Raw genomic sequence first — 14313 nt, 5'->3', positions numbered from 1 at the left:
TGGCCACCGAAACAGGTACAAGTTGGCCATAGAGCGAAATCAGCTGAGTGGGTAAAAATACCTTGCAGGATATTCCGGATAGAGCTGAATTGGAACTGCTAATGGCTTCAATTCATCGAAATATGCTGCCTAATTGCATCAGGTATTTGAAGTTATGTCGAAGCTGGTGTTTGTTTTTGAAAGATTCAGTAGATATAAAAACCGGATCTGCCCCTTTTAATGGCCGGATCCGGTTTTTTGCGTAGACCAGAGAAGCAACAGAGGCTGCCCAGATCGTTTTTTACGAATTTTCTGTTAAAGAATCCAATTTCTCAGCCGGAAGTTTCCATCAGGCAGAAGCGTTCTCCAAAGCAAAGCTGCATCACAGGTGGGATTTTCTGCATCACTGATGATCTTCGTATCCACTTCAATTCGTTTTCCAGCCTGAGTCATTCGAAAACCTTTTATCTGGCTGGAAGAAGTTGTCAGTTCAGGATTGTTTTTATCAGGTTTCCACGTCAGTTCATTATCGTGATAGAAAAATCCATCAAAATTTCCATTCTTGCGATAGGAAATATCCAGTCTGAGAATGTTTCCGTCCCACAGGCAAAGCAGCGCCCGACTCTTCTTTGGGGGCATTTTTGATGTCAGATCTGCGGATGGGTACTGAAGCGGATCCTCATAGAGCCATTTCAACTTTTCCAGAAAATCTTCCATTGTGCATCCTGCATATCCATGCCAATTTTCATACACAGGACAGTTTCCTTTGAGGACTTGTTCTTTGATACAGTAGAAATGATGTGCTTTCAGGGCTTCTTCCGGTGAGTTGTAATACGTTTGGTTCATAAACGGTCCTTTCTTTCCGGCTGGAGCATGCCTCCATAAAGGATGAACATGGCCAGGACTGAACAATTCTTCGGTTTCAGAATTTTCACTTTTTCTAAAAAGCATCAAATGCGTTTTTGTATTCTACCAGCTCTTTTTGATGGAATTGAATCTGCTCGCCTTTTTCTTTGAGTTATCCAGATGGTTCCATTCCAGATATGAACTTTTCTTTTCTATCTGTTTCTATAGGATCAGTATGGCGTGACGGCATGGCTATTTGTCAATAATAAATGGGGGACAAGATCATAGTTAAAGATCGAAACATGCGTCACCAGAAAAAGTGGAGAGAGAAGGCTGGACTGGCCCAGCCAGAAGGCTGTCTCTTTCCCTCTTTCCAATGCCGCAGCATGGCGTCGCCCGATGGTATATGTTCTTTAATTCTGCCTTCGGCCTGTCCTTGTTTGATCATTTGTTTTGATCAAATATGAACTGTTTAAGATCATTTTTGTTGATTCTGTCTGCCGGTTTGTTAAGCGCTTTCTGAAGCCCTTGTGTTTTTCAGGATAAAGACCTGTACAGGCTGCACAATGAAAGGGCAGGCCAAAGACAGAAAAGACAAACTCACAGATCGGCGGACAATTGGAATTTTTGACTTGTATCAGGTGGATTTTATGAAGTGCTTGAGCAAAAATAGCTTTATCTTTCCATGTCAAAAGGTTTTGACAGGCTTTTTTGGCCAAGGTCAAAAAGGTTTGATCGCCGTCAGCATAAAAATTTTTACAATTAGGGGAAAAGGAGGCCTGAAAGATGGAACTTGGCAGACAGATTCGAAAATACCGAACAGAGGCCAGACTTTCCCAGGAACAGCTGGCGGATTTGATTTTCGTTTCCAGGCAGACTATTTCAAACTGGGAAAACGACAGAAACTATCCGGATATCAAAAGTCTCGTTTTGCTCAGTGAAGTTTTTCATGTCTCTATGGATCAGCTGATCAAAGGAGATGTTGAAAAAATGAAAATCGAAATTGATGCGCAGGAGTACGCCCAGTTTCGAAGAGACAGTGCGATTCTGACGGTTTTGTTTCTGCTTCTGTTGATTGCTCCAGTTCCCTTAGTCAGAGCATGGCGATGGGGCGGATTGGCAGTCTATGTGGTGTTGTTTGGAATTACGCTGTATGTCGCCGGGCGGATTGAACGATATAAGAAGAAATATGACATTCAGACCTACAAGGAAATCGTTGCTTTTTCCAATGGCCAGAGTCTGGATGAAATTGAAAAAGCGCGTGAATCTGGAAAACGTCCGTATCAGAAAGCGTTGCTGGCAGCTGCAGCCGGTGCGTTGGTTGTCATTGTGGCTTTGCTGATGGATATGATTCTTCGCTAGCAGACTCAAAAGCTCCCGAATTCTTATTGCGAATTCGGGAGCTTTGATTGCTTTTAGAAGGAAGTGTCAGTCACTATTCCGCTTTTTCCTTTTCATCCAGGATTTTGCCATACTCACGTAAAGCGACGATCGCATTGACAGCCTGTTCTGCAGTTGGGTAGGCAGGGATGCCGGCATCACGCAGTTTCAGGATAATGTCATGGCATTCTTTACCGCCCTGGCATTCCATAACGACTGGTTTGTTGGAGCCTTTGTTCTTATTCCAGACTTCAATGACCTGGTCTGCAACTTCGTTCACGTCTGTTACCGCCGTTGGGCAGATGGAAACATAAACGCAGTCTACATTGGGATCACGCAGCGCCTGCGAAACGGCCCCACGATACTGGATTGGAGTTGCGGTGCCGGAAATATCGACTGGGTTGAGCGGCGATCCGAACATTGGCATGTAGTTGCGAATTTTACCGAATAACAGCGGCGAGATTTCTTTCAGCTCTTTTAAGGGCAGTCCGCGGCGTTCGAAGTGGTCGCAGGAAAGCAGGCCGCTGCCGCCGCCGTTGGTAATCATGACGATATTGTCCCCGCGAAGAGGGGGCATCAAACCTAAAGCAAGGGCATCGTCGAGGAATTCCTGCCATGTGACGGCCCGAATGACACCTGCTTTGTCAAAGACGCTCTGGTAGTATTCATCGGATTCCGGGTTTTCTGAAGCAGTGTGGGCAAAGGCAGCTTTGTGACCGATCTTCGAGCCGCCAACTTTGATGACAACAATTGGCTTGGAAGACTTATGGGCTGCTTTGACGAATGCTTCTGGACAATCCAGACCTTCAATATAAACAGCGATCGATCCAGTGTTTGGATCTTTGTTTGCATATTCAATAAATTCCGAAAAGTCGACATCGGCTTTGTTGCCAAGGCCAACGAAAAAGGACATGCCTAAATGGTCTTCCTGGCTGGTGCCTAATGCAGCGAGCAGATTGGCCCCGGACTGGGAAATCATGGCAACAGGTCCTGGTACTGGTAAGTAAGGGATAAATCCACAGTTGAAATGGAAATATGGGGAACCCATTCCGACCAGATTTGGTCCGATTAAGGGAAGTTCATTGTCGCGGCAGAATTGCGTCAGTTCATTTTGCAACTCTTCACGACCGATTTCCTTGAAGGCGGAAGTGGAGATGACCGCAATCTTGACGCCTTTGACCACACAGTCTTCCAGGACGGATTTGACGACGTGAGCGGGAACCGCAACGAAAGCCAGATCGACTTCGTCAGGGATATCCTTCACGGTTGCATACGCTTGTAAGCCCTGGACTTCTTTGGCACGTGGGTTCACTGGATAAATCTTGCCATCATAGCCCCATTTTTCCAGGCCTTCGATCACTTTATAGCCAACTTTGCCATCTAAGCGGCTGCTGCCAACAACCGCGATGCTTTTTGGATTGAGCGCATACGGAAGTTTTTCAACTACGTAATCACGTGCTTCTTCAATTAACATGACTCGTTTTCCTCCTTGTCTGCACAAAGGCTGCAGGCATTTTTGCGGGCCATCCGGTTCTGGAGCAGATCATCGGTAAAGACACACATTTCCCAGTTGTCGGTGTCATCATCAAGTCGGGCTGTCCAGCGGCGGAACTGGCGCGGGGAATTGGCTTCCAGAATTTCTTCGATTTCCGGATACGCTTCCATGGTTTCCCGAAGTTTTTGGGAATCGGTCAGTTCTTCATAAGCCATGAAGATGGCATCGTGATAGGAATCGGTGAATTCAAAGACGTTATTAAAGTCCGGATTCGCTGCCAGTTCATCAATAATCTGGCTCTTGCGATAGCTTGGGGTGTTCTGGAACATCCGGATGAGGTAGCAGTGATTGTTGAGGCCCAGCTTCATGAAGTTGAGATACAACATATTGATCAAAAAGCGGCTTTCATCCATGACATGCGAGAAGTCTTCCCGCATCTTGGCTCCATCCAGACCAGAGAGTTCCTGTAAAACATCGTAGTTAAATAAGTCTGCGGAGAATTCAGTATTATTGAGGACTTCCAGAATTTCGAGATCCTTTTCGTCGATTTTATCGGTGTATTCAAACAGTTTCTTTTTCGCTTCATCGGAGAATCTGAATTCCCGGAAACGGAAGGGGGTATCGGCCTGGTTAACGCTGCTTTCTCTTAAGTCACGGCGAACCGGGCACAGGTGAACGTATTCAACATAAGGGTTTTGCTTGATTGGATCGATGATGGCTTCCAGCAGATTGTCTAAAACACGCATATGGTTGCCGCAATAGAAATCAAAGTCACCGCCATCACAGGCATAGCCAGTGCAGATTTCATTGTTGTTCTGGATCCAGTCGGTCAGTTTCTGCTTTTCTTCAGGTGGGCAGCCATCTTTCATCTTGACCACCCAGTACCACAAGCCAAATCCATACACACCGACAGAAGAATTCTTCACCAGCATATACAGGCGTTCATCATACATGCGCTGCAGTCTTGCTTTGATTTCATCCGCACTCAGTCCTGTCTTTTCAGCCACCAGAGCCAGATTGAAAACGTCGGGTCTTGTCTGGTAGAAGCTTTTTGCGACGTTAAAGGCAGCAACGCGCGCATCATCAGGACCAACGATCCCAGGCTCCAGAAAGCCCAGTCCCCGTGGTGCGAAGAAATAATCGCGCATCCATTCTTGTTTTTCTTCCGTATTCAGAAGATAGTTTTTGCCAGGTTTCGGCATAGAATTATCACCTCTTGCTCTTCATAGGAATACCTATCTCCAGTATAGACCTTTTTGAAAGGGCTAACATATGCATTTTTATGGTTTTGGGGATTGTAAGATGCGTCTTGCTTGTATGTGACAGGCTAGAGATTGAATGGCGGTTTCTGCACGCACATTTACGACTTAGAAATCAGCCAATATGAAGAAGTGAAGGGGCTGTGGGCTAGAACATGGTCTGCTCAGACTCTGTTTCAGAAACGAAAAAAGGTGCCAATGGGCACCATGTATTCAGCAGAAAATTGAAAGAAATCCAGGAAAATCTAAAAAACTCGACTGGACAGTGATTCTGCCCAAAAGGAAGAATTACCAGCGGGAAGGACTTATTCTTCTTCCAGCCAGATCACCCGGTCTTCTTCAAAGCGGGCGATCGGCGCTAACGAGTAAAGTGGATAGCCTTTTTCCAGGATATGGCTGCGGCCGGACTGGAAAGCTTTTTCAATGCAGAAGCCGCAGCCCACAAGTTTTGCTCCAGCCTGGCTGACCAGATTTTCAATACCAATAAATGCCTGGCCATTGGCCAGAAAGTCATCGATAAATAATACCCGGTCCTCTGGATCTAAAGACGCCCGCTCCATGCATAAGGTATAGGAAGTCTGCTTCGTAAAGGAGAAAACTTCGGTAAATAAAGGATCATCCATGGTTGATGGTTTTGCTTTCTTGCAATAGACAAGCGGGATATCCAGATCCAGTGCGGTCATTAAAGCAGGAGCGATTCCACCGGCTTCAATGGTCATGACTTTGGTTGGATGAATCTCTTTGAAATGGTCCGCAAAAGCCTGGCCAATTCTGGCCATGAGCTGGGGATCTACTGTATGGTTGAGGAAGGTATTGACCTTTAAAATCCGAGAAGAAAGGATCCGGCCATCCTGTTCAATGCGTTTCTGAAGAAAATTCATATATTTATCTGCCTTTCTAAATATCCAGAGAAATTCAGAGAGATCAAGAGAGTAAAGAGAACAGATATCTCTGGCAATTCGTTCTTTTTGATTCGATCGTGTTGGAAGCTGTTGATTTCTATTGTAGTCGATCAGATCTGATGGAGAGAGAAAAGATGCTTTTTTCAGGGAGGGATGATTTTTGGAGGAATTTGGTCCAGCTTGGTATAGGGCTCAAATCCGTAAGGGATGTTGAAGGTGCAAAAATGAAGGTACAAAAGAGGGAAGACAACCATGACAAATTCTTTAGATCCAAATTCAATCGCTCAAAGCATCAATACTCTCGCTGATTTCTGTGCACAGCGCGATTTTGAAACCTTAACGCAGGAAGAAATCCAGGCTAAAACCGATCAGAATCAGGTCGATGTTCTTGTTTTGTTTGGGGGAACAATTGTCGAAGGTTTGAATGTCCTGGCCAAAGCGATTGAAAATCAGGTTGCCAGAACCACAGTGATCGTTGGCGGCGCGGGCCATACCACCAATACTCTGCGCAAAACCTTCGCCAGCTTATTTGAAGACGATCCTGCTTTTACCTTTGAAACCTTGAAAGGTTTAAGTGAAGCGGAAATCTTCCAGAAGGCTTTGGGCAAGCGTTATGGTCTGCAGGTCGATTTTCTGGAAACACGTTCGAGTAACTGTGGCAACAACATTACTTTCCTGCTCGATCTGCTCAAAGAAAAGAACATCCCCTGCAAGTCGATCGTTCTTTGTCAGGATGGAACGATGCAGCATCGCATGCAGGCTACTCTTAAAAAAGAAGCTCCAGAGATGAAAATCTATAACTTTGCCACGTATCAGGTCCATGTCCATCCCGATGGCCAGGGTGGTTTTGCTTTGAATGAACATCCGGAAGGGATGTGGACGGTGGATCGTTATTTCGAACTGCTCTGTGGAGAGATCAGCCGTCTGAAAGATGACGAGAATGGTTATGGCCCGAAAGGTAAAAACTATATTGCACATATGGATATTCCTGAAACGGTTGAGCAGGCCTTTAAAACGCTTCAGAAATCGAATCTGTTTACGGTCCGCCAGGCACAGACGCAGTTTAAAGATCCGTTTGAAGCCATCCAATCCAGGAAAAATGCTGAAGGGCCGATACGAAATTTGGAATTTCCCCAACTGCGAATGACGAATCTGACTGCCAAACGTTAAAAAACAGGAAGAAAAAGAAAAAACTCCCGAAAATCAGGGAGTTTTTTGGTAGATAGGATTGAAGATAAAACCAGAAACACTCTCCCTGCCAAGAGCCTATATTTATGGACTAACTATAATTCGAAGGGAGAATATTGGACGAAAGGCAAAATCGACTTAGATGAATACCGCAAGGTAAAAGGGAAAAGATGGGGGTCTGAAGCAGAAATAGGAATCCACTTGCTATAGGGGATTTGTCAGACTCCACTTAGCGGCCTTTTTCAGTTTGTAACGGATTTTGACCAAGCAGAATTTCTTCGGTTGTGAATGCTCCATACCATTTCGCTCCGGAGGATCGAAAATACGTTCTTTCCACAGAGCCGTCAGTCATCGTATAATCGATGACAAAAATCTGCCCTGTATCGATTTTCATCGGATAGTTGTTATAGGGAAGAACATTTCCGGTGACTGGATTCTCTTTAAAATCTTCATAGGCATCCTCCAGCCGCCAGAACTCACGCGACTGACAACCATGGACAGAGATCTTCTCCTTGCCGAAATAGCTTGCAGAATACTCTTTCTCTTCGACTTTGATGGTATCCATACGAAGGGGAGTCGTATTCTCAGATAATCCTTCATTGAGGGTTAAGTCCTGGCTTTGAACTGCATCACCATAGATCTGATAAAGCTGGCCAGCCATACAGGGGACGGTCTGGGTGATGTAATCCAAGGCTTCTGGATGCGTATGAGCACTGCCATAAATTCCCATCACGTCTTTATCCTTTAAAGAATTGAATTCACGGATAAAGTTCTCGAACATTTTGTTTTCCCGATAGACATCGTCAGAAGAAGCAGAATAAGCTTTTCCCTGCTCTAGGTTTTCTTTTGCGATCCGATATGAGCTGCTGTTTTGCTGACCAGTCGATTTCAGATACTTGAGATATTGTTGACCAGTGGAGGCATACTGATGCTCGACATCCGTTCCGTGAAAAATCGTTTCTGGGCATTCGTTTTTAATCTGCTTATAGAAAGCGGCCACTTCAGGAGAATGAGCGGCTGTTCCTTCTGTATTCTGATAAAGCATGTCCCAGATTTCGTCGTTGTCAGCTTTCATCCACAAATTCAAAAATTAGGCCGTTGGATATCCGCTTTCAATAAAGAGATGACGCATCCCTTGATTGTGATAGTGATCTGACCATAGCGAAAACTCCTCATCCAGAATGTGTTTAGAACTGTGCTGTTCTCCATATAAGTAAATGGTTCCTGGATTCTTTTTCGGCTTTTGGCCATAATCATAGGCAAAAACTCCACAAGTGACAAGAACGGTGATTGTGAGGATGATTATAATTTTCTTTTTGTTGCTCTGGAAAAATTCCAATTCGACCACTCCTTCACTTGATTTGAACGCGACAGAAAATACGGTGCTGCTTTTAATGTATCACTGATTGATATTGAAGAAAATCAGTGATGTTTCATTTTGATGGACTTGAAAAGTACGCTCAAAGAGTACAGGAGGTTGTCCATATTCAGAATGATCTGGTTATTGAATGTGCGGCTGAGACGGATTTTACTTCTGCCGACCAAGTAGAATAGAACTTTCCCAGTCAGTAGAGCTATACGAGAGGTTATCCTAACACTTTTTTTAGGACGACCTCTTTTCTTCAGGCCTGTTAACAGCCAGAATTTCTGAAGGAATTGTCATATTTTAACCTCTTTATGTATCGCTCAATTGCCCATAACACACCGATTATTGAGCTATACAGCAAGAGAAATCGCGTAAAACTTGGACCTTAAAATGTCTCATCACAGCCTTGACAGGAAATCTGGGACTTCAAAATATCCATCTTTAGAAACAAAGAGCCCAAAAGCAATCCTGATCGGTGGCTTTTAGGCTCAATATCGTGGTAATCGTATAGCTCAACTGACTGGGAAAGTTCTAGTAGAAAGTAAAAACTTGCAGAGAACGAATAGTCAGAGAATGAATAATATGGAAAAACTCCCGAACAACCGGGAGTTTTTAATGGCTTTGGTTCTATTTGTTTTGGCTGTGTTTGTTTTATGAGCCAGCTTTAGTCATTGGCTTTGGCATTTACGATAGCCTGGGCCAGTTCAATCATGTGGCTGGCCATACTGATTTCGCTTTGCAGGTGCATCAGCATATCCTGGGCGTGGATAAGGCGGGGATAAACAGCAAAGGATACTCCATCTGTTTGCTGGAAGTTTCTGTTTCAGCCGTTTCAGTCTGAAAGATATGGATCTGGGATGGATGGTCAACGAGACTGGCTTTTCTGGCTTGCTCAAAAAGATCAAATGCCGCTTCAAATTCAGATTGAACAGCTTTCTGCAAAGGCTGATCGATGCAGTTCAGGGCTTCACCCGCGCAGAGAATGATGTTCATGGAAATTTGAACGATCTCTTTTTTTGATCTCTTTTTCCATGCCCAGACCAGGACTTACTGCTTTGCTTCTTCTTTTTCCAGGTTGATCAGAGCCATTTTTGTCAACACACCCTGACCGCCTGAATAATTGCCCAGTTTTCCATTTGCGCCAATGACGCGATGGCAGGGAATGGCCAGCAAGAAGCGGTTTGCCCGCATCGCACTTCCGACTCCTCTGGCAGCTCCCGGCCTGCCGACCATGGCCGCAACTTCCCCATACGAGCGGGTCTGGCCGTAGGGGATGGACTGGACAGCTTTCCAGACCTGCTTTTGAAAGTCAGTTCCAGTCTGGTCTAAAGGCAGATCGATGATGGTTCGCGTTTTCGCAAAGTATTCCAGGATCTGCTCTTTAGCCAGATTTAAAATCGCGATATCTGAATGAAGTGGTTCCTGTGGTGTTTTCAGAACAGTAATGTTGGTTAACAGCGTTTTTTGATCATTGCAGGACGCCTGGATGGTTCCAATCGGGGAATTAAAGCGGATACTCTTCATCTTCATGCTCCTGTAAAAGAAGTTTTGCCCGGTATTCGGATGGCGTTGTACCGTACAGCTTCTTAAAGGTCTTTAAAAAGCTTGTGTAGTCGGAAAAGCCGCTGGCAATCGAGGCATCCAGAATGGATTTTCCTTCCAGCATGGCCCGCTTGAAGGCCAGCATGCGCAGGTTAGTCAGATAGCTGTGGACACTTTCCATGGTATAGGACTTAAAAGATCGTGCTAAGTGCTCACGGCTGACAAAGCAGTATTCGGCTAACGTGGTTGCATTGAGATGCGGGTCTTCGTAGTGGTTTTGCAGATAATCGGCAGCTTTGGCCACCAGTAAGCTGGTTCCGGATGGCGCAATAATATCTTTCTGATTGACGGATTGTTCAAAGAGCAGGGCCAGTTCGACCAGCTGGCAGGTCCAGACGCGTTCCTGAATCGATTCAGGCAGGGTAGCCGCATGAATCATACGACGGAAAAGACCGGTCAGATCCCAGGCGAGAACGGCTTGCGCATTGAGAATCAGCATCTCCTGGTTCCATTTTGGATTTCCAAGCCCGCATGCTTTCAATGCATCCAGCCAGAAGTCTTTTTCGATCTGGACGATCAGACGTTCGGAATAGTCCATGGAGACATTGAATTTAGCAGAATGATACAGACCGGCAGGGACGATCATGACCTCTCCGACTTGCAGGTTATATAATCGGCCGTTGGCACTGTAGCGCACGGAACTGCCGGAAAGCGGGGCAATAATTTCATAGTAAGGATGGTTGTGAACGACAGACTGAAGGCTGGATCTGTTCACGTATTTATTAATACGCACTTTGGTGGCAGTGAGTGGATGACTGGCTTCTTCAGGCGTCAGTAAAGAGTCCTGAATGATTTCAATCTTGGAAGTCGGCGCACTTTTCTTCATACCGCGGCTCCTTTCTGAAACAGGTTGTAGTGTATTTCGGTTTGACTCTAAAAAAATATATAACGATTCGGATTAGTTGTCTGAAAAAGTGAGGTTCTCGATTCGTTTAAGCCCAAAATAGGGGTTAAAAAGCAAAAAAATTGAACAAGCCCAGGCCTGCTCTTTTCAAGTAGAAAAGAGCAGGCCTTTTTTCGAAGGATGCAAAAGCAGTGATCAGGAGTGGACTGCTTCATTCCGAATTGCTTTTTCCTTTGTTTTTCTATGGACAGATCCTGGATATGCCTTTGTCGAATGGTGAGCGATATCCGGATTTATTTTACGAATTGAACCAGAAATGGCAAGCCAGAATCCAAGAAAGGTAAAGAACAACTTTTGTATTGTAGGCCGTTCTTTTTGAAATCGAAGCCCAGATGCACAACCAGATCAGGCAGGAGAGCAGAAAATGTGACAGCTGCCTGTGGGCAGACTCTGAAAGGGATTGCACCCAGACGCCTCTCAGATCGCAAAAACAAAGGCAAAAATCAAAAGATGACTGAAACATTGTCCTTGTTCAGAAACGGCATACTCTGTTCAGATTTTAATAAAATAATCGATGATAGATAAAGTAAAAATCTATTTAAATTAAAATTTTCACATGTTCAGGGTAAGGAATGTTTCTGTGGCGATCCTAAAAATTCACCTTCAAACATATCACAATTTGCGAGAAACAGGGCACAAATTCAGAAGTAAATTCTGGCTCAGCTCTGTTAACATGCATATATCACCCCACGCAGTATATCTGCCTGGAATGATCGTACGAATCTCTGCCCGGCCAGCAGAAACGAGTTATACTTCGAGCGCGATTATAACCGTAATCGATTTGCGCTTGATACATGATCAGCATGAACCATAAAAAATGCCGGCCGCAAGTCGGCCGGTTCTAGACAAGGAAGAAAGAAATATGAAAGTCTGCACCACGCTTAAAACAATCAGCGCGCAGGAAAACTATTTTTCCGTACAGACCAATGCCGTTGAAATCCGGATCTGGTTTTTAACGGATGATATTGTGCGCATTCGCGCCGGTTTTGATCAGGACTGGGATGAAGCGTCCTATTCACTGGTGACGACCGCTTGGCCAAGCCGCACGGATGAATTGTTTGCCGATGTCCGCAAACGCATTGAAACAGCCCCTGCCACCCTGGTCGATGGCGAAAATGAAGCCATCATTCAGGGACGCCGTTTAAAAGTTGTCCTTCGCAAATCCCCCTTCACCATTTCAATTTTTGATGCCAATGGTGAACTGCTCCATGCCGATATTCCGGATCTGGCCTATCGCATGGATGGCAACAACCGCCGCATGCATACCAGCCAGATTGAAGCTGATGATTTCTTCTATGGTTTTGGCGAAAAATCCGGCGACATCAACAAAGCCCAGAAATTCATGAACATGGCTCCTGGCGATGCCATGGGCTACGACCCCAAGGAAACGGATTCTTTATACAAGCACATCCCGTTTTATATTCGTCTGAACCAGAGTACGAAGCATGCGGTCGGCTACTTCTACCACAATACGGCCGAATGTGACTTCAATATGGGGAAAGAGAAACGCAACTACTGGCACCGTTATTCCACTTACCGCACCGATGCCGGGGATATCGACCTGTTTTTCATTGCAGGTCCTGGCATTGATGAGGTCATTGAACGCTATACCGATCTGACGGGAAAATCTGTCATGCTTCCCAAAGCGGCTCTTGGCTATCTTGGAAGCTCGATGTACTACCCGGAACTTCCACAAGACTGTGATGATGCGATCTTAGATTTCATCGAAACAACCCACGAAGAAAAGATTCCGGTAGATGGTTTCCAGTTATCCTCTGGCTATTGCGCAATCGATACCCCGGAAGGGATCAAACGCTGCTCCTTTACCTGGAACAACAAGCGTTTCAAAGATCCCAAGCAATGGTTTACCCAGATGTATGACCATGGCGTTGTGGTTTCACCGAACATCAAGCCGGGCATGCTTCTGGTGCATCCGCTTTTAGAGCAGATGAAAGAACAGGATCTCTTCTTAAAAAGTTCCGATGATAACGAAGGGGTCGATGGCTATGCGGTGGGTACATGGTGGGGCGGTCCAGGTCTGTTCGTGGACTTCACCCAGGAAAAGAACCGCAAAATCTGGAAACAGTACATCAAAGATGCCCTGCTTGCGTATGGCTGCCGTTCAATCTGGAATGACAATTGCGAATATGATTCTTTAGTCGATAAAGATGCCAAGGCAAGTTTTGAAGGCAAAGGGGCGCGGATTGGAGACATCAAACCGGTCATGTCCAATCTGATGTGCCAGTTATCCAACGAAGCCATCGAAGAATATGATCCAGACTGTCGTCCATTCAGCGTCTGCCGTTCTGGTCATGCTGGCATTCAGCGTTATGCTCAGGTCTGGGCCGGGGATAACCTGACTTGCTGGGACAGCCTGAAATACAACATTGCCACCATCTTAGGCATGGGACTTTCAGGGGTTGCCAACCAGGGCTGCGACATTGGTGGATTCTATGGTGTCGCGCCTGAATCTGAACTGTTTGTGCGCTGGGTTCAGAACGGGGTTTTCCAGCCGCGTTTCTCGATTCATTCGACCAATACGGACAACACAGTCACTGAACCCTGGATGTATTCCGATCAGAAAGAGCGGATCCGCGCTGCCATTGATCTGCGCTATAAACTCTCGCCAACGCTGTACTCGCTGATGTTCAAGGCTCACAAAACCGGCCTGCCCATTTGGCAGCCGCTGTTCATGACGTTCCAGAACGATCCGAAGACTTACAACGAAGGGGTTGACTTCATGTTTGGCGACCATCTGCTGGTGGCCAACGTTGTGGAAAAAGGCCAGAAAGTCCGTGAAGTGTACTTGCCCGAAACGGTAGATCCCAACGAAAAATTCTATGACTTCTGGACGCGTGAAGAATACGAACCAGGAAGTGAAATCAAACTGGATGTCGACCTGTCTTCGATTCCCATGTTTGTTCGTTCTGGCGCCATCCTGCCAATGTCTGGCAACCGCCTGAGCAATTTGATGACCCAGAAAACAACCGATCTGGAAATCCTGATGGCTCCAGATGTGGATAGTGAATTTGTCCTCTATGAAGATGACGGAAATACCAACGACTACCGCAATGGCGACTATCTGAAAACCACAATTTCAGTCAAAGCTGCAGAAAGAACGTATATCCGCTTTACCCATGAAGGAAATTATCAGACGGCAGTTGAAAACGTAGCCCTCGACATCATTCATCCCAAGAAGGCTCCTTTCTTTGTGACGGTGGATGGCGACGAAATTCCTCACTTCCTGCACCGCCGCAAATTTGAAGAAGCGACAACAGGCTGGTATTACTCCCAGCGCCTGAAATCGGTTCTGATCAAGTATCCAAACCCAAAAACCGATTACGAAGTGCTTGTCTCTTTTGAACAGTTCGACCTGATCGGAATGTAAAAAT

14 protein-coding genes are annotated in these 14313 nt (G+C 45.6%); 5 read left to right on the top strand and 9 right to left on the bottom strand.

Annotated features, from left to right (window positions below; genetic code table 11):
* Positions 1–294 precede the first annotated feature (294 nt).
* Entirely contained in the window at positions 295–825 is a 531-nt protein-coding gene (locus U4956_RS06560) for a hypothetical protein (protein ID WP_323089751.1), read from the bottom strand.
* A 566-nt stretch (positions 826–1391) separates the two neighbouring features.
* Here U4956_RS06560 and U4956_RS06555 point away from each other — a divergent pair.
* Positions 1392–1766 (top strand): hypothetical protein, encoded by a 375-nt coding sequence (locus tag U4956_RS06555; RefSeq protein ID WP_323091516.1) that lies wholly within the window; start codon positions 1392–1394, stop codon positions 1764–1766.
* Positions 1672–2187 carry a helix-turn-helix transcriptional regulator gene (locus U4956_RS06550; protein WP_323091468.1) on the top strand — a complete coding sequence of 172 codons (516 nt, stop codon included), beginning with the start codon at positions 1672–1674 and terminating at the stop codon, positions 2185–2187. Before U4956_RS06555 ends, U4956_RS06550 begins: the two co-directional genes overlap by 95 nt.
* 73 nt (positions 2188–2260) lie before the next feature.
* On the opposite strand, the gene U4956_RS06545 is transcribed toward U4956_RS06550, so the two are convergent.
* The 3 genes from U4956_RS06545 to U4956_RS06535 form a co-directional block, all read right to left on the bottom strand.
* Positions 2261–3679: an acetate--CoA ligase family protein gene (locus tag U4956_RS06545; protein ID WP_323089750.1), complete on the bottom strand. Its 1419-nt coding sequence runs from the start codon at positions 3677–3679 to the stop codon at positions 2261–2263.
* A complete protein-coding gene (locus U4956_RS06540; RefSeq protein ID WP_323089749.1) occupies positions 3673–4902 on the bottom strand; it encodes an AsnC family transcriptional regulator in 1230 nt (409 codons plus the stop codon). The genes U4956_RS06545 and U4956_RS06540 overlap by 7 nt, the downstream gene beginning before the upstream one ends.
* 362 nt (positions 4903–5264) lie before the next feature.
* Positions 5265–5840 carry a xanthine phosphoribosyltransferase gene (locus tag U4956_RS06535; protein WP_323089748.1) on the bottom strand — a complete coding sequence of 192 codons (576 nt, stop codon included), beginning with the start codon at positions 5838–5840 and terminating at the stop codon, positions 5265–5267.
* 273 nt (positions 5841–6113) lie between these two features.
* Between U4956_RS06535 and U4956_RS06530 the strand changes: the two genes are divergently transcribed.
* Positions 6114–7031, top strand: a complete 918-nt coding sequence (locus U4956_RS06530; RefSeq protein WP_323089747.1) for a YdcF family protein — start codon at positions 6114–6116, stop codon at positions 7029–7031.
* Between the two features lie 247 nt (positions 7032–7278).
* Here U4956_RS06530 and U4956_RS06525 read toward each other — a convergent pair whose 3' ends face one another.
* Both U4956_RS06525 and U4956_RS06520 read right to left on the bottom strand, forming a co-directional pair.
* Complete coding sequence (locus U4956_RS06525; RefSeq protein ID WP_323089746.1) at positions 7279–8124, bottom strand: hypothetical protein; 846 nt, start codon at positions 8122–8124, stop codon at positions 7279–7281.
* 15 nt (positions 8125–8139) lie between these two features.
* Positions 8140–8388, bottom strand: coding sequence for a hypothetical protein (locus U4956_RS06520; protein WP_323089745.1), 249 nt, complete (start codon positions 8386–8388; stop codon positions 8140–8142).
* An 89-nt stretch (positions 8389–8477) separates the two neighbouring features.
* On the opposite strand from U4956_RS06520, the gene U4956_RS06515 reads away from it, so the two are divergent.
* Positions 8478–8603 carry a hypothetical protein gene (locus U4956_RS06515; RefSeq protein ID WP_323089744.1) on the top strand — a complete coding sequence of 42 codons (126 nt, stop codon included), beginning with the start codon at positions 8478–8480 and terminating at the stop codon, positions 8601–8603.
* A 559-nt stretch (positions 8604–9162) separates the two neighbouring features.
* Here the strand turns inward: U4956_RS06515 and U4956_RS06510 are convergent.
* Genes U4956_RS06510 through U4956_RS06500 form a run of 3 tightly spaced genes read right to left on the bottom strand, consistent with a single transcriptional unit; the run spans position 9163 to position 10843 of the window.
* The gene (locus U4956_RS06510; RefSeq protein WP_323089743.1) at positions 9163–9408 is read right to left on the bottom strand and encodes a PTS lactose/cellobiose transporter subunit IIA; all 246 of its coding nucleotides are present in this window, start codon (positions 9406–9408) and stop codon (positions 9163–9165) included.
* Between the two features lie 54 nt (positions 9409–9462).
* On the bottom strand, positions 9463–9945 hold the full coding sequence (locus tag U4956_RS06505) for a methylated-DNA--[protein]-cysteine S-methyltransferase (protein ID WP_323089742.1): 483 nt from the start codon (positions 9943–9945) through the stop codon (positions 9463–9465).
* Entirely contained in the window at positions 9920–10843 is a 924-nt protein-coding gene (locus U4956_RS06500; RefSeq protein ID WP_323089741.1) for an AraC family transcriptional regulator, read from the bottom strand. Before U4956_RS06500 ends, U4956_RS06505 begins: the two co-directional genes overlap by 26 nt.
* Before the next feature lie 940 nt (positions 10844–11783).
* Here U4956_RS06500 and U4956_RS06495 point away from each other — a divergent pair.
* Positions 11784–14309, top strand: a complete 2526-nt coding sequence (locus U4956_RS06495; protein ID WP_323089740.1) for a TIM-barrel domain-containing protein — start codon at positions 11784–11786, stop codon at positions 14307–14309.
* Positions 14310–14313 lie beyond the last annotated feature (4 nt).

This window comes from Allobaculum sp. JKK-2023 (assembly GCF_034745455.1).
Lineage (GTDB): Bacteria > Bacillota_I > Bacilli_A > Erysipelotrichales > Erysipelotrichaceae > Allobaculum.
This window is presented reverse-complemented; position numbering and strand designations above follow the sequence as displayed.